The sequence below is a fragment of the Paenibacillus glycanilyticus NBRC 16618 genome, from assembly GCF_004000805.1.
In the GTDB taxonomy this organism is placed as follows: domain Bacteria; phylum Bacillota; class Bacilli; order Paenibacillales; family Paenibacillaceae; genus Pristimantibacillus; species Pristimantibacillus glycanilyticus.
Window position 1 is genome coordinate 27,988 of the sequence record NZ_BILY01000048.1, and the last position, 18,370, is coordinate 46,357.

Genomic DNA, 18,370 nt, shown 5'->3' on the forward strand with positions numbered 1-18,370 from the left:
AAAGGGGCCCTCATCCTTGGAAAGGACGAGAAACCCCGTGGTACCACCTTCATTAGCCCGATTCGCGCAAATCGGACTCGCTTTGACGTATCGACGCATGCTGGATGCTGGAATACGCGTCTCTTGTAACGACGAGACTTTCGCCAAAGCCTACTCAAATTCTTTTCGGTTTGGATGCTCAGAAGCCCACTTCGGCATAATCCCTACACTGATTCTCACCATCCATCAGCTCTCTGGAGTATTCGTTATGCGTACTCTCTTCATCATCGCAAGTTGGCATATGATTTTCTTATTCCATTTTTACAACAGAACGCATAGATTTGTCAAATACTTACTTCATAAGTTGTTCCGTTTCCTCAATGAGCTCCCGCATCAGGTTCTATGCTCGTCGTCCATTCCGGCAGCAGCTTTACGAAGCCCGGTTATATCGAGACCTGCCTCGGAGTCATAGTAAATCCCAATATCGATATCCGATTCGGGGCTCTCCGTCCCTCTAGCCCTTGAACCGCCAAGAACAATTGCAGCTACGCCTCCTACTTGTTTCAGGCGGTCAACAATATTCGGAATCGTGTTATTTATGTCAATGATCCTCACCAATCCTATTAGCGATAATGTTCTATTATAATCCAAAAAAAAGCGATACAGGCCCTAAGCCTGTACCGCTTTTTTGTTCAGCACCTGTTCAAAAGCTTCATTGAAATACTGCATCACGTATTTCGCGACATGACATTCGAAGGAGGCGTAATCCGTTGCCACCTGCGATGGATCCTTAATAAACTCGCGAATCCGTTCAAACGTAAATTGCGGCTGATCAATGAATAACGTATTGGTTGCGCTAGGAACCACAACGACGGATGAATGCATAAGCAGCTGTGAAGACAGCGCATTGGATGTCAGGGAGATCGAATCCTCGGAGCCGATCAGCGTCAGCGTAGGATGGGCCAACCGAGCGAAATCCTCGTTAACCGGCGATTCCCCATACAATTCGAATGTATCGAAGTAAGTCTCCGGCGATACGGCCATATAGCCTGCAATGATTTTACGGTATAATGCATGCTCCTCCGTCAGCTTGAAGATTCCGTTAACCAAGCTTTCCGCAAGATTCAGCATGCTTCCTTTACTAATGAGCTGCTTGCGGCCTTGGATAATGGACGCTACCGTTTTTCTCGGCAAAAAGGCAGGCGTCGACAACAGAACAAGGCTTTTCACCAGCTCAGCATGCTCTATACTGAACTTTACGGCTAGGCTTGCGCCAAAGCCATGTCCGAGCAGGTGAACGGGACCAAGCTCGAGCTTGGTCAGCAGCATAAGCAAATCTTCGGTAAACAACTCCCAGCTTAAGGGAACGTCGCCTCTCTCCGTCAGGCCATGTCCCCGCAGATCCAGCAGAACAACCCGGTAATGCTCCTTCATAAATGGAAGAATAGGCTCCCATATTTCCAGGTTAAGTCCCAATCCATGTATCAAAACAATCGTTTCCGAAGCGGATTCCGCGTTATATATCTGATAGTTGACCGGAATATCCCGTAATTGGATAAATGGCATAGAATCCTCCTACGACAATGAACTGCATCTATCATATCGCCATTACGTCCATCCGTCTGTTGACTTTAAGTCACATTGCGGATAATCTCAAAGGAGAATACTAGATTCTGGGGGCGGACTAACGTGGATATTCGCATCGAATTTGGACAGAGAATCAAAGAACTGCGTGCCCGGAGCGGAATGTCACAGGAGCATTTAGCCTATCGGGCCGGTCTTGACCGGAGTTACATAAGCGGTGTTGAGCGCGGGGAACGGAATGTCAGCATTATCAATATCGAGAAGATTGCCTCTGCCCTGCAAATCGGCGTTGCCTATCTATTCTCTGGCGAGCGCTTCTCTCCGAAGCAAGCCTACCAGCCGAAAGACTTCATCGTTCCTTTCAAGGACCGGGTGCATTACACGCTGGATCCGGATAAAAAACTGTTGTCGTTCCAGGTAAACGGATTGGCATCGGGTAAGCAGGACGTAGAATACATGTCCAATATTGTGCTTGGCATTTGCTCCGCATACGGGAAAGACGAGCTGGACGTTCTGGTGGATCATCGCGGCATGGTCACTTCCGACGGTGAGCCCGTCGTTTATTCCCCCGAAGTTGCGGAAAGAGCCGTACAATTCCAACAAGAGCTGACTTCCTACAGCAAAAAAGTGCTCGTGCTTTGCAATTCGGAGTTTATGGTCGAACAACTCAACCATGTAGCGAAAGCAAGCGGCATTTTCGATAAAGCGTCCCATCTGTTCGACAAAGACAGGGATATGGTCGGCAAGGCTTACGAAACTTTCGATATCCACGATCATCCTTTTATCCGGACAAACTAATGAAAAAACCGCCTTCTTCTCAGGCGGTTTTTTCATTAGGAATGGACAACGCTTACGCGCCTAGGCCGGTTCACCAGATAGATGCTGCCAAGCACCAGAACAAGTCCTGCTAATAACGAATAGGTAAACGGCTCATGCAGGAACATGGTGCCGATCAGGATCGCAACCAGCGGAATCAGGAAGGTGAAGGACGCGACCTTGCTCGCCTCGCCCGAATCCATCAGCTTATAGAAGACAAGCCAGCCAAGCGCGATAACAAAGATGGAGATGAATAACAGGCTGAGAATAAATCGGCCGCTCCATACCACGTCCAACCAGCTTTCGGTGACGGAACCAAGCCCGGTCATAAACACGCCGCCGATTATGAGCTGCATCGTAACAAGCCAGATATTATCGACCCTGCCGCTCGACTTCTTCACATAGATCGTACCCAGTGCCCAGCTTAACGCTGAGCCAAGCGCAAGCAATATACCCGCCGCGGAAATATGTCCGGAAGCGCCACTCGCCCCGCTCGATATAACCCCTACGCCTGCAAAACCCAGAACCAAGCCGATGACTTTTAGCCCGTTCATCAGCTCGCCAAGCCATAACCATGAGAAAAGCCCGACCAGTACAGGCTGAAGAAAAACAATCGCCGAGAACAAACCGGCAGGAAGATACTGTATGCCAATCGTCTGAAGCCCGTAATACAGCACTACGTTAACGACTGCGGACAGGAGATAAATCGGCCAGGTCTGCCGAATTTGAAGCTGGCGGTACCTTGGGACCGCGGCCGCAAGGAGAAGCACGCCTCCTAGCAACGTTCTGACCCCAGAGAACAGGATGGGCGGCATATAATGAAGCGCGTATTTGGAAAGCGGCCAATTGATCCCCCACACCAGCACCAGGAAAGTGATGAGTAATACGGTTTGCCGCTTCGATAAGGTTTGCATGATGATTGATCCTCTCTGATATTGCTTTAATGTCCCAGCAGGAGCGGTGTCAGAAATAACGTAATAATAGCCGTCAATATCATCGACACGCTGGATACGGTGCCCGAGATGCTGCCAAGCTCAAACGCTTTGGACGTCCCTGCCCCATGCGCGCTTGTTCCCAGCAGAATACCGCGTGCAACCTCGTTGCGGATCCGGAACAGACGGATAATGGGCGGCCCTACCAAAGACCCGAAAATTCCGGTCACCATGACGGCAACGGCCGTAATGGTCGGAATGCCGCCAATGGATTGGGACACATTCATGGCGATTGGGGTTGTCGCGGAGTGCGGAATAAGACTGTAAATGATTTTGTCATTAAGGCCAAGGCCTTTCGCCAGCCATAATGACGAAGCAACGGCAGCAGCCGAGCCGGTTAATACGCTGATTATGATTTGCGCAGCATGCTTTTTGATAAGCTCAAAATGTCTGGACAACGGAATAGCGAAAGCAATCGTTGCCGGTCCCAGCATATCGGACAGCCAATGCGCGCCTGTGTTGTAGTCGGCGTAACTGGTTCGCGTCAAGGCCAGCAGCACAATCAGCACCACAGGCGTAACAATTAGCGGGGATAAAAACATAATCGGTTTATAACGGTAAATTTTTTGGGCCATTATATATACGAGAACGGTAATTAGCAGACTTACGGCTGCCATCATCATATGCTCGATTCCTCCTTGCGTTTAGCTACCCGCTGCGCCACCAGTCCGCTGCACAACATAACGATAACGGTGCCGAGCGTAATGACAAGCGCGATTTGAACGCCGGCGCTCATAATAAGCTGCTTGTAGCCAATAATGCCAACCGCGGGCGGAATAAAAAAGAGCAGCATAGTCGCAATAAGCCAATCGGAGCCGGACTCCACGAATTTGCGAGGAATTATTTTCGCCTGCAGCAGGATAAACAAGATTAGCATACCCAAAATGCTGCCGGGAACAGGCAAATGAAGCCATTCAACCATGTGGTTCATCAGCCACGAGAATACGATAAAGAATAAAACCTGAATGATTAATTTAACTGCGTAACGCATAACGGCCAACTCCCTTTAATGGAAGTGTACAGCAGCCTTTTTCATAGGTAAAATACATTTACAGAATGGTTTTCATTCCAATTATCTATGGATAAGGAGAAGCTTGCGCTTGGATATAAGACACTTGCAATATTTTGTGGAAGCCGCCCGCTTCCAAAGCTTCACGAAAGCCGCGCAATCCCTTTATATTACCCAGCCGACCATCAGCAAAATGATCAAAAATCTTGAAGAAGAGCTGGGAGTTGTCCTATTCGAACGGTTCGGCAAAAAAATTGTAATAACCGATGCCGGTTCGATTCTGCTCGAGCAAGCTCAGCAAATGGTCCAATCGTTCGGCAACATGAATTCGCGGCTGTCCGAGCTTATGGAGCTTAAGGTCGGACATATCCGCATCGGCCTGCCGCCTATGGTAGGAGTCACCTTTTTCCCCCGTATCATCGGAAAGTTTCGCGAGAAGTATCCCAAAATTACGATGCAGCTGTTTGAGCACGGCGCTAAGAAGGTCGAGGCCGATGTAGGCTCGGGCGCGCTGGATATCGGGGTTATTCTGCTGCCGACGAATGAGGAGAGGTTCGAATCCTTCTGCTTCCTGCGGCAAGACCTGATGCTGGTTGTCCCTCCTTCGCATAAGCTCGCCAGCCGGAGCGAAGTGCCGCTTATTGAGCTTAAGGAAGAACCGTTTCTATTCTTCCATGAGGAATTTACGCTGCATGACCGGATCATTGCCGAATGCGAGAAGCTGGGATTCCAGCCGGATGTCGTCTTCAAGAGCACCCAATGGGATTTCATCAGCGAGATGGTTGCCGCAAAGCTGGGAATCGCGCTGCTGCCCGAGGCGATATGCCGGGAGCTCGATCTGGAACGGCTTCGCATTATCCCGCTGACTTCGCCAAGTATTCCCTGGCATCTGGCCATGATCTGGCGCCGCGACAGCTACCAGTCATTCGCTACGCGCGAATGGATTTCTTTTGCGCGGGAGGCGCTGCAGCAAGCGCCGTGATGTTCATGAAAAAAGCCGTCCATGAATTGGACGGCTTTTATTATTCATTATTTATTTCTGCTAACCCGCGGTCCTCCCGGAGGCGGACCACCTGGACCACCTAGGCCGCCTGGGCCTCCTATGCCCGGTCCACCCGGACCCGGTCCCGGACCTCCTAAGCCCGATCCAAATCCCGATCCAAATCCCGGTCCAAATCCCGGTCCAAATCCCGGTCCGCCCCATGGCGGACGCGGCGGCGGTCCCCAGCCCCACCACGGCGGACGTGGAGGTGGTCCCCAACCCCACCATGGAGGACGTGGAGGCTGCCAGCCCCATGGCGGCGGGAATCCGCCCGGCGAGCCCGGCGGAAAGCCTCCAGGAACAAATGTCCGATTAGATTTCGTCATTAGCAATTACTCCTTTATCAGAAAAGTAATTAAATGCCTGCGTTAGCGTATGCCAATACCCAGGGGTTGGTATAGGCAACCGTACACCTTCCCGGGAATAGGTGAATACCCTATAGCAAACTTTTCTGTTCTGGAGGCCCAGCATGATACCCTATTATCCTTATTACAGCCAGGAAACCAAATGCAAGCAGGTACCGGTGACCTTTCCGCCGCAGCATCAGGACCGACAGCCCGGCCTGGAATATCTTATGAATCCGACTCCGATCTCGGATAACCCGGAATACAAGGGCAGCGGCAAGCTGAAAGGCAAAGTCGCGATTATTACGGGCGGTGACAGCGGGATAGGCCGCGCCGTTGCGATCGGATTTTCCAAGGAAGGCGCGGATGTGGCAATCGTTTATTTGTACGAACGCGAAGACGCGCTGGCTACCAAGCAGATGGTGGAGCAATACGGGGGACGCTGCCTGCTGATCGAAGGCGATCTCAGAAGGCCGGAATTTTCCGCGGAGGTTGTCCAAAAAACAATCGGGCACTATGGCTGTCTGGACATCCTAGTCTTGAATCAAGCCGTGCAATTCCCGCAAAAATGCATTCTGGACATTTCCAACGAGCAGCTCGAGGATACGTACAGGACAAACATCTTCCCGCATTTCTATTTGACCAAAGCTGCCCTCCCCCACTTGAAGGCCGGAAGCTCCATTATTAGTACGGCATCCGTTACGGCCTATGCGGGAGCACCGCTGCTGGTTGATTATTCCTCGACCAAAGGCGCCATCGTCTCCTTCACCCGTTCCTTGTCTCTTCAGCTCGTAGGCTGCGGCATACGCGTAAACGCCGTTGCCCCAGGTCCGATCTGGACGCCGCTTATCGTATCGAGCTACTCGGCCGAATATGTCAAAAGCTTTGGCCTGGAAACGCCGATGAAACGCGCCGGCCAGCCGTTCGAGCTTGCGCCTACTTATATTTATCTGGCATCCGACGATTCCTCGTTTGTTACCGGTCAAGTTCTGCATGTGAACGGCGGGGTCATGACGGAGACATAGAAGATTCCATCCCGTCCGCAAGCGACACCAGCTTGTTAATCGTGTTCCAGTTGCGGACGGTGGAATGCACGCCAAGCTTTTCCGCTTTTACCGCAAGCTTGGAATTACGCACTGTTTGATAGAACAGCAAATACAAATCCCGTCCCTTGCTGCCGAATAGCTCCTCAGTCGTTTCGAACGACCGGAGCATATCGAGCTGCTCGGCTGCAGGCTCTTCAAGCATCATCGACACATACAGGGATTCCCCTTGCGCCGTGGCTGCCGCCGCCGCAAGCTGCTCTTCCGTAAACGGACAGCTTGCGGCGATAGCCCGCATCTCCTCCGCTGTCCGCATAATGACCTTGATTGAAAGCCCAAACACCGTGTCAATCTGCTGTTCGATCTGCTTCCGCAGCACGGCTTCTTCTTCATCCGACTTGAATAAAATATTGCCGCTCTGAATATACGTCTGGACATCCTGTAATCCGATAGCGGTTAATGCCTCGCGCAAGTCGGCCATCTTGATTTTGTTTTTTCCGCCGACGTTAATGCCCCGCAGCAACGCAATATTTACGGTCATGGGTCATTGCTCCTCCTTCATCCTCTCAAACTGCTTCGCATGCAAGTCTTTGTAAACCCCGTCTTGCTGAAGAAGCTCTTCGTGCCTGCCTTTTTCCACAATCGTTCCGTCCTGCACGACCAGTATTTGATCGGCCGCCATAATGGTGGACAACCGATGCGCAATCACGATACTTGTCTTATTCTGCAGCAGGACGCTCATTGCCTTCTGAATATAGTACTCCGATACCGTATCGAGAGAGGATGTCGCTTCATCCAGAATAATAATGGCCGGATCTTTGAGCAGAACCCTCGCAATGGAAATCCGCTGCTTTTCCCCGCCCGACAGCTTCATCCCCCGGTTGCCTACTACCGTGTCGTAGCCGTCCGGCAGCTCCATAATGAAATCATGGATATAAGCCGCTTTACATGCCTCCCTCATTTCCTCTTCCGAGGCTTCGTCATTGGCATACATCAGATTTTCCCGGATCGTCCCATTAAATAAATAACTATCCTGGGTGACCAGGCCAATCTGCGACCGCAGCGACTCCAGCGTCATATCCTTGATATCCGTTCCGCCAATGCGGATACGGCCCGAGCTTCGCTCATAAAGCCGCGGCAGCAAGTTCGTAATGGTCGTCTTCCCCGCCCCGCTTGGGCCAACAAGAGCAGTCATTGTCCCCGATTCGGCCGTAAATGAGATTTTCCTCAAAGCTGGTTTGTCTTTCTGATAAGCAAAGCTTACATCCTCAAACTCAATATTTTTCCCGGAAATATCCGCAGGCAGTGCCTCCGGCTTATTGACGATAACCGGCTCCATATCGAAATAGTCAAAAATCCGTTCAAACAAAGCAATCGAGCGGTTGATATCGACGTACAGATTCGTCATTTGGCCAAAAGGTCCGTATATCCGCCCAAGCAAAGCAACAAAGCTGATAATTTCCCCTACCGATATCTCGCCTTGAATATACAAGTATCCGCCATACAAATAAATGAGCATCGGTCCAATCGTTGTAAACGTGGACAGCAGCATCATAAACCAGCGGCCGGCCATTGACTCCCTGATCTGCAGACGGGTGGATTCTGCATTCACGGCCTTGAAGCCTTCATATTCCTTCCGTTCCTTCGTGAACAGCTTCATGAGCAGATAACCGCTGATGCTAAGCGTTTCCTGAATGATATGGTTCTGCTCGGACATCTTCTCCTGCGTCTCTTTGGCGATTTTCCAGCGGACACGGCCCATTTTGCGAGTTGGAAAAAGAAACAGGGGAACAACAACCATCCCCAGTATAGCCAGCTTCCAGTTCATGACGAACAGCGTTCCAAGCGTTGTCGCAAGAATAAACAGGTTGCTCGCAAAATTGACAACGGTGCTGTTGAATACCCCCTGAATGCCGGAAATATCGCTTGTCATTCTCGTAATGACTTCGCCCTGCTTCACGTTGGAATAGAACTGCATGGGCATCTTTTGCAGATGCCGGTACATTTGGTTTTTCATATCGTATACGATATTTTGCGAAATATAGGAATTGAGATAGCTCTGCAGCACGCCAAGCAGGCCGGACGCAACGGTTGCGGCAAGCGATATAAGCACCAGCTCCAAGAGCAGCTTCATATCTTTATTCGGGAGCGCATCGTCCACGATGTGCTGAATAAAAATCGGAGGCAGCAGCCCCAATCCCGAGGATAGAAGCAAAATAAACAATACAACTACGGTTTGTTTCCAGTAAGGGACAAAATAAGCGGAGATGCGGACGAGCATCGCTTTCGTAATATTCGGCTTCGCTCCGTCATCAAACTTCATCCTGTTAAAGCCCATTCCCCCTGGTCCTCCGTACATTCTGGACATCGGAACCCCTTCTTTCTTAAACGTCCGCTTAGAGATGGCTTAAGATCTGCTGATGAAGCTCATGCAGCTTGTCGACATCATCCGTAGACAGTTTTTCAAGCGCGCTGCTCAAGGCTTTATAAGAAGCCGCTTCCTGATTGTACAGCTCGCACAGCTCCTCGCCGGCGGGCGTAATAAACAGCTGGATCTCTCTCCGGTCCTGCTCGGAAGGCTCCCGTACGACAAGCCCTTTCTCTACAAGCTGGTCAATATGAACGCTGACCCGGCTTTTGGCGAATACCAGCTTCTCCGTCAGCTCCTTCTGCTTCTGCCCCGGATTCAGCCGGACGGACTCCAAAATATTGATCTGATGCACGGTTAAGCCGAGATTAGCCGCACTGTGAAAAGCCAGCTTTTTCAGTTGGCGCGTAATCCGGAAAAAAGACTGGTAAATATCCATTGCATCTGCTGCCATCTTTTAAACACCTTCTTAGTTATCTTTGTAAACCGTTACGGTTGTAAACTAATTATACGCAAAAAAAAGAGAGCCTTCCAGCCCTCTGCTTGTGAACCTAATATAATGGATATTTCTGACGCAAATCCTCCCGGTGAAGCACATGGGAGTCCTCGCGGATATAGTGGCAGACATAGGAGCGGCGCCAGCGATCGTTGCTCCGGTTTTTGCCTGACGAATGGATGAGAAGCTCGCTGAAAAACAAGATGTCTCCCTTCTCCATCACAACGGGAATCTGCTTGCTTGTATCCACGCCTTCCGTCTCCTCGGTCCAGGGCTCATGCTCTTCGATGTTTTTGACCGAGCCATGCGGCAGCAGCCCCAGTCTATGGGTGCCCGGCATTACCCACAAGCAGCCGTTCTCAACATCGATCAGCTCCTCCATCGCCGTCCATGCCGCAATCATCGTCATCGGATCATTCTTGATATAGTAGTAATCCTGATGGGCAGCCTGTCCCGGCGAACCAGGTTCTTTGTAGAAATACATGCTTTGCACGCATACCGCTTCTTTGCCCATCAGCTGCGCCAGCGCTCCGCGGACCAGCGCATGCTTCATCAGCTGTCTGGACATGCTGTCATGCTTATGGGGGTTAAAGAGACGCAGCGAATATTTTTTCGACTCCTCGCAAGCCGCCCACTCCGGCACCTGCGGCTGGTTCCTGATATCGTAAATGTGTCCGTTAAAGGCATCTATCAAATCGCCGGACATGCCTTTCTTCCATAACAAATATCCGTTTTCTCTGAAAAAGGCAATCTGTTCATCCGTAAGGGGAGTAAGCGGAGCCGTATAAGTCGTATTCACTAATCATTCTCCTTTATGAATCATTTTGCTCAAGCGATACACTCATCGTACTCCCCTAACCTAATCCGGACAATGGCTGCGAATTACACATTCGTATCTGTGATTGATATTTCGTGTTCATAGGATATACAATCGTTCTGAGGTGATTGTATGCACGTGGCATCAGCCGTAGCCGGCTCGGTCGTTTATCCCCCTGGAGGAAAATTCGGCCCTCGTATCCAACAGGATTTTCAGCTTGTGATGCTATATACCGGAGAGATGTCTGTCACGATCGACGGCCGGGAGCTCCATGTCCAGCCCGGACATGTCGTTCTGCTTTTGCCCGGGCGTGAAGAGCAGTTCGTCTTCTCGCGAACTGAGGATACCTGGCACCGCTGGATTGCGGTACATGTGCCGGAGCTGGCGGAACAGACCCGGGAATCGTTCCGGCTGCTGCCGGAATGCCTGCCGCTCACCGAAGAAATGAATCGGCTTACGGATCTCCTGCTCCGTCTTCAGCGGGATGCATCGCCAACCGACCCCGTTATGCAGCAGCTTGGACTAGCCGCTTTGCACTTGTATCCCATTGAATCCAAGCGGTCCTTGGAGCAGAAGGAGAAGCATCCTGCGATTTATGCGGCATTAGCCTGGATTCGCGAGCATTATGCCGAAGAGGTGGCTTTAAAAGAAATGGCGGCTGCCGCAAACGTCTCTCCCGAGCATCTGGTAAGACTGTTTAAGCAATTTGAGCAAACTACGCCCTTCCAATACCTATGGAGCTACCGTCTCCAGAAAGCGGTGGAACTGCTCAACAATACAGGTCTTACCGTCACGGAGATTGCCCAGCGCTGCGGCTTTAAGACCTCCCATCATTTCGCCAGGCAGCTTAAGCAAGCTACTGGCCGTACCGCCTCCGAGCTTCGGCAATTATCATGGAGCGGTCTGCGTAAGGCTTAAATCGGATGCTTCCAGCGCCTGCGCCGGTAGTAGCAGCCCTTCAAGGTAGGTTTTATTATGTTGGACAGACGGGTGATCCGGGCGGTAGGCGCGTGCGATTTCATTATGCTCGTAGGCTTTCAGCCATTCTCCAAGCTTGTCATAACAGACGCAGAGCTGCAGATGAGGCAGCCAGGTTGAACAGGAAGTATTTTGCATCGACCATGCCTCATCCTGCCTTGGCGCCCGCAAAGCGGATTCATACCAGAAAGCGGCCGTTTCATACGAACCTTTTTGCAGATGGTAATAACCGATCCGGCAGCAATTGTCTGCTTTTGGACTTCCATAGCTGAAGGAACGGAGTGCGGATTCGAGCGCCAGCTCCTGATTGCCGAGTGCCGCATAACAATCCGCAAGCTTGCCGCAAGCCGCTATATTGTCCTCCACCCATCCCTTATTGGATTGAAGAAACAGGCCGTAAAAATGGACCGCTCTCTCATTAAGGCTATGATCCTTTAATTCATTGGCGTAATAGTACAAATCTCTTGGACTTAATTCTTCGCCCTTGGCAAGCCGCTGCTCGTAGATCCGCAGATTCCGGTCACTGTCATGTCTCGTGCTGGCATGAGTAACCGCAATATCCGAAGCGCTAGCGACCCCGTATACCTCCAAATATTCATGAACGGCGCCAATCCAGCGGAAATTTCGCGAACGCTTCACCAACCGGTTGCGGCGCAGCCTGTTAATTACCTGCCCGGTCTCGTCCTGCGTCAAATTGTAGAACATCGACACGGTATCCACTTCCGTTGACAGGGATGACTTGAGCTCGAGCAGCTTCACCTGATCCTCTTCTTTAAAAATATCATCCGCATCCAGCCACAATATGTATTCGCAGGTTGCCTTTCCGAAAGCGAAGTTCCTTGCCGCGGCAAAATGATCAATCCACTCGAAATCGTAGATCTTTAGCGTGTAATCGGAAGCAATTTCTTTGGTCCTGTCCAAGGATCCCGTATCAACGACAATAATCTCGTCCGCAATTCCTTTCACCGAATCAAGGCATCGTGCCAGAACATCCTCCTCATTCCTCACAATGAGACAAAGGCTGATACTAATCATCGCCCAGAACCCTCCCTTATTCGAACTTTTCCGCCGAGTTCCGACAGTTCTCGATAGACAAGTCTTCGTTTTCGTTTAGCCATAAAGAATATTACTAATTTATGGAACATATTTTTCAATATTCCAATTTCCCGGCGTGTGCGATGAGGTGAAGAAAGAAGGGAGATAGCTTGCCGCAAGCCTAAGCAATGTCAATAGCCAAACATGCATCCAGAGGAGTGATAAAGGATGGCCACAGGTCCAATCCCAATTACGGCATCACAATTAGCTTCCATGCAAAATGTATTAACCGATTTGTCCAATCTGCTTCCAAATGTTCTGGAGAACCCGACATCCAGCCGCGTGTCTCAACTGAATACCATATTAAATGAGCTCCGATCTCTCGTATTAAGCATTGATTTTGATGCGAATGAACAGTCCGCGCTGCTTTCCCTTCTTGAAAATCAAATTACCCTTGTCGAAACGGTACCGTTCTCTCCGATTGGAACGGTTATTTTGACGGAATCTCTTATCAATATTCTTGGAGCGGATGCCTTATTATTCGATATCCCTCCGGCCTCCAAGGACTCCCTCATCGGCCAGATCAGAACCATATCCCGTCAGCTTGCCATGATCCTCCCCGTCATCAGTCCGTCAACCGGACCTCAAGGACCAGTTGGTCCTCAAGGTCCTGCCGGGGTTGCGGGTGCAGCCGGGCCCGCTGGACCTGCCGGGCCTGCCGGGCCTGCCGGAGCCGCGGGACCCGCCGGGCCTGTTGGGCCTGTTGGGCCTACCGGAGCTGTAGGCGCAGCGGGTCCGGCAGGAGCTGATGGCGCCATTGGCGCGACCGGACCTACTGGGGCCACGGGGGCTGGTCTGACTGGCATTACCGTGTACAACCCACTGAATTCGTCTTTCTATCCTTTTGGCCAACTTGTAGTATACGATGGCAATACTTATCTCGTTCTGTTAGCAAGTCCGTCTGGCGAACCGGGCTCTTCTCCTGATTATTTATACCTTTCAGGAGATGCGACCGGCGTTACCGGCGCGACCGGGGACACCGGCGCAACAGGCACTACCGGGGCGACAGGTACTACCGGGGCGACGGGGGCCACGGGCGCAACAGGCACGACGGGCGCAACGGGCGTCACTGGCGCTACCGGCGCAACAGGCGCAACAGGCGCGACGGGTGCGACGGGCGTCACTGGCGCTACCGGGGATACCGGCGCCACTGGCGCGACGGGTGACACCGGGGGGACAGGCGCAACGGGCGTCACTGGTGACACTGGCTCTACCGGGGCGACAGGTGCTACCGGGGCGACGGGCGACACTGGCGCGACGGGCGCTACCGGCACAACAGGAGCGACGGGTGCGACGGGCGTCACTGGCGCTACCGGGGATACCGGCGCCACTGGGGCGACGGGCGTCACCGGGGTGACGGGCGCTACCGGGGCGACAGGCGCGACGGGCGCGACGGGCGTCACTGGTGCTACCGGCGCCACTGGTACTACCGGTGCAACAGGCGACACTGGCGCGACCGGTGCGACGGGCGCAACGGGTGCGACGGGCGACACTGGCGCGACCGGGGACACTGGCGTTACGGGCGCTACCGGGGACACCGGCGCTACTGGGGCGACGGGCGACACTGGCGCGACGGGCGCAACGGGTGCGACGGGCGTTACGGGAGCTAATGGCGCGACTGGTGATTCTGGCGCGACGGGCGACACTGGTGTTACGGGCACTACCGGGGACACTGGTAACACTGGCGCGACGGGTGCGACTGGTGATACTGGCGCGACTGGCGCGACTGGCGCTATTGGCGCTATTGGCGCTACTGGCGACACTGGCGCTACTGGCGCTACTGGCGCTACTGGCGACACTGGCGCTACTGGCGACACTGGCGCTACTGGCGACACTGGCGCTACCGGCGCGACGGGCGCTACGGGCACTACCGGGGACACTGGTAACACTGGCGCTACCGGTGCGACGGGTGCGACGGGCGACACTGGCGCTACCGGGGACACCGGCGCTACTGGTGCGACGGGCGACACTGGCGCTACTGGCGCAACGGGTGCGACGGGCACTACCGGGGACACTGGTAACACTGGCGCTACCGGCGCGACTGGTGATACTGGCGCTACTGGCGCTACCGGTGATACTGGTGCGACGGGCGCAACTGGCACGACAGGCGCGACGGGCGCTACGGGCGACACTGGCGCTACTGGCGCTACCGGGGACACCGGCGCGACGGGGGCGACGGGCGCTACCGGAGCTACCGGCGCAACAGGCGACACTGGCACGACGGGCGACACTGGCGCTACGGGCGCTACCGGCGCTACCGGCGCTACTGGCGCTACTGGTGCGACGGGCGCAACTGGCACGACAGGCGCTACCGGCACTACGGGCGCTACCGGCACAACAGGCGCGACGGGCGCGACGGGCGTAACGGGTGCGACGGGCGCTACCGGCGCTACTGGCGTAGGCGCCACGGGAGCAACTGGTGCGACGGGCTCAGCAGGCTCCGGCGCTATTATTCCTTTTGCTTCTGGAACACCTGCAGTCCTAACTACAGTACTTGGAGGATTACTGAACACCTCTACGCTAACTTCCTTTGGAACCAACGCTGCTGGCGTTACCGTTACAGGCGGCACGATTGACTTGACCGGTGCCGCCGGGCTACTCCTGAACATGGCATTCTCCGCGCCGCGTACCGGAACAATCACCTCTTTAGCCGCTTACTTCAGTACAACGGCAGCCTTAACACTGGTAGGCTCGACGATCACTATTACAGCCCAGCTCTTCGAATCCGCAACGCCAAACAACACCTTTACGGCAGTCCCTGGCGCTTTGGTAACCTTAAGTCCGGCTCTAACCGGAACTCTAGCTCTTGGTACAATTTCTTCCGGTCTGACTACCGGACTCTCCATTCCCGTGACGGCCGGTACTCGCCTGCTCCTTGTCTTCTCGGCTTCCGTAACGGCGGGGCTGGATGTCGCAACTACCGTTGCCGGCTATGCAAGCGCGGGATTAACCATCGTATAGCAATGAAAAAAGCACGGAGCCATGGCTCCGTGCTTTCTTATTAGTTATTGTAAGGATCAATCGTTTGAATCGTGCCGTCTTCGTTATACTTAAGCTCGGTAAACTTCACGCTGCGCTTATGATCGACGCCTCCGGAAAGGGATGCGTCATGGTAGAACAAGTACCACTTATCCTGGAATTCCACGATGGAGTGGTGGGTTGTCCAGCCGATTACCGGCGTCAGAATAGTACCCTTGAAGACAAAAGGTCCTTGCGGATTGTCGCCAATAGCATACACAAGCTTATGAGTCGAGCCCGTCGAATACGACAGATAGTACTTGCCATTGTATTTGTGAACCCACGGTCCTTCGAAATAACGGCGGTCTTCGTCGCCGGCAAGCAGCGGATTGCCTTCCTCGTCCACGATGGAAATCTCTTTCGCCTCGGATTTGAAGGTCAGCATGTCGTCGCTCAGTTCCGCGACGCGTGGACCAAGAGCAGGCCCGTTGACATCCGGATCAGCGGCATCGGCAACAAATTCGCCGGTTGTCCATTTCTCCAGCTGTCCGCCCCACAAACCGCCGAAGTACATGTAGGCTCTGTTATCTTCATCCACGAGAACGGCAGGATCGATGCTGAAGCTGCCGGGAATATAGTTTTCTTCTGCCTTGAAAGGCCCTGCCGGAGCTGCGCTGGTTGCTACGCCGATACGGAATACGCCTTCTTTATCTCTGGCCGGGAAATACAAGTAATAAGTATTGTTCTTGAATGCGGCATCCGGTGCCCACATTTGCTTGGAAGCCCAAGGCACATCCTTCACATGAAGAGCTTCGCCGTGATCGACACACGGTGAATTGGCGTCATCCATGGATAAAATGTGATAATCCTCCATCTGATATTGGTCACCGTTATCGTTAGTCGGTCCGTCATGATCGAGGTCATGGGAAGGATAAATATAAATTTTGCCTTCGAAAACATGCGCAGAAGGATCTGCTGTAAAAATATGCGTTACGATTGGTTCATTTGGTTTGGACATGTGCTTAATCTCCTTTTCGCGCATAACTGATACCATGCTAATACACCTTTTTTATTCTAACTTTATTCGGCCAACGTTAAACTACATAAATTAAAGAACATTGTTTGTAAAATTAAGATTTCAGCGCAAAAAAACCGTGCAATCGGCGGATTACACAGGTTTTTTGCCATTTTCTGCACAACTATCATTCTCCAACGGCAAGAACGATACGCCCGCGGCCATGTCCCGCTTCCGACCGGGTATGAGCTTCGCGTGCCTCTCCAAGTGGATATACAGCCTGTACTTGCGTTTGGACAACGCCTGTTCGGATCAACTCCGCGATATCCTCCAAGTCCTGCTTGGAGGCCAGCGCTGAGCGAAGCACTCGCACGCCCTCCCGCTGTCCCCGCTCTATCGGAGGCTGGCCCGCAATGGTAAGCAAAGCCCCTCCCGGCTTGATAAGCGGCCAGGAACGTTCCAGCACAGCTCCGCCAATCGTATCCAGCACAAAATCCGCCTCCTGCCCCAGTCCCGCTTCAAACGGGCCGGCGGTATAATCAATGGCATGATCCACGCCAATGGATCGGATAAATTCCATATTCGAAGGACCCGCCGTTCCGATAACATAGGCTCCTTTCCATTTGGCGAACTGGACGGCAAACATGCCTACTCCGCCGCCCGCGCCATGGATAAATACGCGGTCTCCGGCCTTAATGCCCGCGTTGTTGATCGCACGCCAGGCGGTTGTTGCTCCTCCGGAGATTGTTGCCGCTTCGGCAAAACCGATGGAGGAAGGCTTAAGCGCAACTGAATCCGCCGCGACGGTTGTATATTCCGCGTAGGTCCCGTTTGTGCTCCTTCCGAATACCTCCTGCCCGCCTATAAGTCCGGTCACTCCCGGACCCGCGCTTTCGATTACGCCGGCAAAAGCCGTCCCCGGTATGACGGGGAATTTAACAGGCATCGGGAACAACCCTTTGCGGATTTTCCAATCCACGGGAAGCACTCCGGCAGCCGCAATGCGGATCAGCACCTCCCCTTCCTGCGGAACCGGCTTTGGAGCTTCCTCCAGCAGCAGCACCTCGGGTCCCCCGAATCGATAATAACGGATGGCTTGCATCGTTTGAGCCATGGGAATTAGCCCTCCTTATTGGAATGTCATGCGGAATCGTGTAAAATCAAAATACGGAATGAACACATATTGAGTATACTCACTAATTATTCGATAAATAGACTATAGGAATTCATGCGTCAAAAGTCAAGGAGGAACTATGGCAGCATCCGAAACAACAATACCATCAGCCGGCCACCTGCTGGAGACGCTGCTCCGGACAACCCACCGTCTGCATCTCCGGTTCGAAGCCCAGTTATCTGCCTTCGAAGTTCCGGAATATTTGTCCGGACCAAGGCTGCGCTTCCTCGTCTCCGTCGCCGAAGCCGGACAAATCCGGATGAGCGATATCGCCGCAAAGCTTGGCATCAAGCCGCGTACCGTTACGCAATTCGTGGATGCGCTTGAGCAGGAGAGACTGATCGTCCGACTGCCTGACCCGGAAGACCGCCGGGCTACTTTTATCCAATTGTCCGAAATAGCGCCTCCCCTTATTCAACAAGCGCGGCTTGCGATGAGCGAGTCGGCAGACATGGTTCTCGCTTCGATGTCGCCGGAGGACCGCGGCGAGCTGCTGCGTTTGCTGCATCAACTGAGCGAATAACCGGAAAGGATTACAGCTTATGAGCTTTCAATATACCGATGATGATGTCCGGGTATTATGCGGCCGGTTCGCCTTCGAGGAAGGGGAATCCATCTGGCAGGCGGGCGGAGTGACGATATTGCGGTATGACCCGGACA

19 protein-coding genes and 1 other annotated feature are annotated in these 18,370 nt (G+C 53.0%); of the genes, 6 read left to right on the forward strand and 13 right to left on the reverse strand.

Going from position 1 to position 18,370, the window contains the following annotated elements; all coding sequences use genetic code 11:
- Nucleotides 1-18: 18 nt before the first annotated feature.
- Nucleotides 19-276 (reverse strand) — a binding site (T-box leader).
- Between the two features lie 96 nt (nt 277-372).
- Both PGL01S_RS27140 and PGL01S_RS27145 read right to left on the reverse strand, forming a co-directional pair.
- Nucleotides 373-594: a nucleotidyltransferase family protein gene (locus tag PGL01S_RS27140; protein ID WP_244935772.1), complete on the reverse strand. Its 222-nt coding sequence runs from the start codon at nt 592-594 to the stop codon at nt 373-375.
- Between the two features lie 54 nt (nt 595-648).
- Entirely contained in the window at nt 649-1,545 is an 897-nt protein-coding gene (locus PGL01S_RS27145) for an alpha/beta fold hydrolase (RefSeq protein WP_127498264.1), read from the reverse strand.
- A gap of 123 nt (nt 1,546-1,668) precedes the next feature.
- Here PGL01S_RS27145 and PGL01S_RS27150 point away from each other — a divergent pair, with 123 nt between their 5' ends.
- Nucleotides 1,669-2,361: a helix-turn-helix domain-containing protein gene (locus PGL01S_RS27150; protein WP_127498266.1), complete on the forward strand. Its 693-nt coding sequence runs from the start codon at nt 1,669-1,671 to the stop codon at nt 2,359-2,361.
- A 35-nt stretch (nt 2,362-2,396) separates the two neighbouring features.
- Here PGL01S_RS27150 and PGL01S_RS27155 read toward each other — a convergent pair whose 3' ends face one another.
- The 3 genes from PGL01S_RS27155 to PGL01S_RS27165 are packed head-to-tail and all read right to left on the reverse strand — an operon-like array spanning nt 2,397 to nt 4,362.
- Nucleotides 2,397-3,293, reverse strand: a complete 897-nt coding sequence (locus tag PGL01S_RS27155) for a DMT family transporter (RefSeq protein ID WP_127498269.1) — start codon at nt 3,291-3,293, stop codon at nt 2,397-2,399.
- Between the two features lie 26 nt (nt 3,294-3,319).
- Nucleotides 3,320-3,994: an LrgB family protein gene (locus tag PGL01S_RS27160; RefSeq protein ID WP_127498272.1), complete on the reverse strand. Its 675-nt coding sequence runs from the start codon at nt 3,992-3,994 to the stop codon at nt 3,320-3,322.
- Nucleotides 3,991-4,362, reverse strand: coding sequence for a CidA/LrgA family protein (locus PGL01S_RS27165; protein ID WP_127498275.1), 372 nt, complete (start codon nt 4,360-4,362; stop codon nt 3,991-3,993). Before PGL01S_RS27165 ends, PGL01S_RS27160 begins: the two co-directional genes overlap by 4 nt.
- 109 nt (nt 4,363-4,471) lie before the next feature.
- Here PGL01S_RS27165 and cidR point away from each other — a divergent pair, with 109 nt between their 5' ends.
- Nucleotides 4,472-5,362 carry a cidABC operon transcriptional activator CidR gene (gene cidR / locus PGL01S_RS27170; RefSeq protein WP_127498277.1) on the forward strand — a complete coding sequence of 297 codons (891 nt, stop codon included), beginning with the start codon at nt 4,472-4,474 and terminating at the stop codon, nt 5,360-5,362.
- Between the two features lie 47 nt (nt 5,363-5,409).
- Here cidR and PGL01S_RS31065 read toward each other — a convergent pair whose 3' ends face one another.
- Complete coding sequence (locus PGL01S_RS31065; protein WP_176587500.1) at nt 5,410-5,748, reverse strand: hypothetical protein; 339 nt, start codon at nt 5,746-5,748, stop codon at nt 5,410-5,412.
- Between the two features lie 143 nt (nt 5,749-5,891).
- Between PGL01S_RS31065 and PGL01S_RS27180 the strand changes: the two genes are divergently transcribed.
- On the forward strand, nt 5,892-6,791 hold the full coding sequence (locus PGL01S_RS27180; RefSeq protein WP_127498279.1) for an SDR family oxidoreductase: 900 nt from the start codon (nt 5,892-5,894) through the stop codon (nt 6,789-6,791).
- Here PGL01S_RS27180 and PGL01S_RS27185 read toward each other — a convergent pair.
- The 4 genes from PGL01S_RS27185 to PGL01S_RS27200 all read right to left on the reverse strand — a co-directional run bounded on the left by PGL01S_RS27185 (nt 6,775) and on the right by PGL01S_RS27200 (nt 10,472).
- Complete coding sequence (locus PGL01S_RS27185; protein ID WP_127498282.1) at nt 6,775-7,350, reverse strand: DUF1697 domain-containing protein; 576 nt, start codon at nt 7,348-7,350, stop codon at nt 6,775-6,777. The two genes, PGL01S_RS27180 and PGL01S_RS27185, sit on opposite strands and share 17 nt — an antisense overlap.
- Nucleotides 7,351-7,353: 3 nt before the next feature.
- The gene (locus PGL01S_RS27190) at nt 7,354-9,177 is read right to left on the reverse strand and encodes an ABC transporter ATP-binding protein (protein WP_244935774.1); all 1,824 of its coding nucleotides are present in this window, start codon (nt 9,175-9,177) and stop codon (nt 7,354-7,356) included.
- Nucleotides 9,178-9,205: 28 nt separating this feature from the next.
- The gene (locus PGL01S_RS27195) at nt 9,206-9,631 is read right to left on the reverse strand and encodes a MarR family winged helix-turn-helix transcriptional regulator (RefSeq protein WP_127498284.1); all 426 of its coding nucleotides are present in this window, start codon (nt 9,629-9,631) and stop codon (nt 9,206-9,208) included.
- Nucleotides 9,632-9,728: 97 nt separating this feature from the next.
- Complete coding sequence (locus tag PGL01S_RS27200) at nt 9,729-10,472, reverse strand: phytanoyl-CoA dioxygenase family protein (protein WP_127498286.1); 744 nt, start codon at nt 10,470-10,472, stop codon at nt 9,729-9,731.
- 150 nt (nt 10,473-10,622) lie between these two features.
- On the opposite strand from PGL01S_RS27200, the gene PGL01S_RS27205 reads away from it, so the two are divergent.
- On the forward strand, nt 10,623-11,408 hold the full coding sequence (locus tag PGL01S_RS27205) for an AraC family transcriptional regulator (protein ID WP_127498288.1): 786 nt from the start codon (nt 10,623-10,625) through the stop codon (nt 11,406-11,408).
- Here the strand turns inward: PGL01S_RS27205 and PGL01S_RS27210 are convergent.
- Nucleotides 11,382-12,503, reverse strand: a complete 1,122-nt coding sequence (locus PGL01S_RS27210; RefSeq protein ID WP_127498290.1) for a tetratricopeptide repeat-containing glycosyltransferase family 2 protein — start codon at nt 12,501-12,503, stop codon at nt 11,382-11,384. The genes PGL01S_RS27205 and PGL01S_RS27210 overlap by 27 nt on opposite strands.
- Before the next feature lie 228 nt (nt 12,504-12,731).
- Here PGL01S_RS27210 and PGL01S_RS27215 point away from each other — a divergent pair, with 228 nt between their 5' ends.
- Nucleotides 12,732-15,524, forward strand: coding sequence for an exosporium glycoprotein BclB-related protein (locus PGL01S_RS27215; RefSeq protein ID WP_127498292.1), 2,793 nt, complete (start codon nt 12,732-12,734; stop codon nt 15,522-15,524).
- A 40-nt stretch (nt 15,525-15,564) separates the two neighbouring features.
- Here PGL01S_RS27215 and PGL01S_RS27220 read toward each other — a convergent pair whose 3' ends face one another.
- Nucleotides 15,565-16,539, reverse strand: a complete 975-nt coding sequence (locus PGL01S_RS27220; RefSeq protein WP_174806608.1) for a glycoside hydrolase family 43 protein — start codon at nt 16,537-16,539, stop codon at nt 15,565-15,567.
- Between the two features lie 184 nt (nt 16,540-16,723).
- Complete coding sequence (locus tag PGL01S_RS27225; protein ID WP_127498294.1) at nt 16,724-17,650, reverse strand: NADP-dependent oxidoreductase; 927 nt, start codon at nt 17,648-17,650, stop codon at nt 16,724-16,726.
- A gap of 139 nt (nt 17,651-17,789) precedes the next feature.
- On the opposite strand from PGL01S_RS27225, the gene PGL01S_RS27230 reads away from it, so the two are divergent.
- Entirely contained in the window at nt 17,790-18,233 is a 444-nt protein-coding gene (locus PGL01S_RS27230) for a MarR family winged helix-turn-helix transcriptional regulator (protein WP_127498296.1), read from the forward strand.
- Nucleotides 18,234-18,370 lie beyond the last annotated feature (137 nt).